At 45.3% G+C, this 234-nt stretch carries 1 rRNA gene; it reads right to left on the reverse strand.

From position 1 onward, the window contains the following. Positions 1 to 82: ribosomal RNA gene (rrf, locus tag K5Q92_RS24140) — 5S ribosomal RNA — on the reverse strand; the annotation flags it as partial. Positions 83 to 234 lie beyond the last annotated feature (152 nt).

Raw genomic sequence — 234 nt, forward strand, 5'->3', positions numbered from 1 at the left:
CCACACTACCATCGGCGATACTGTGTTTCACTTCTGAGTTCGGAATGGATTCAGGTGGGACCACAGCTCTATGGTTTCCAGACAAATTCTTACTGGTTAATTCTTCGTCTGACGGTATTGTTTCCTCACTGCACTGCTCATGTACTAAAGTACACTCCGCGGCTCGCTCGTCACGGCTTTGTCAGCCAAACAATTACCTGCGTAATTAACCAAAATTGTAAATTCGGAAAGCTT

It is taken from the genome of Shewanella sp. MBTL60-007 (assembly GCF_019654915.1).
In the GTDB taxonomy this organism is placed as follows: domain Bacteria; phylum Pseudomonadota; class Gammaproteobacteria; order Enterobacterales; family Shewanellaceae; genus Shewanella.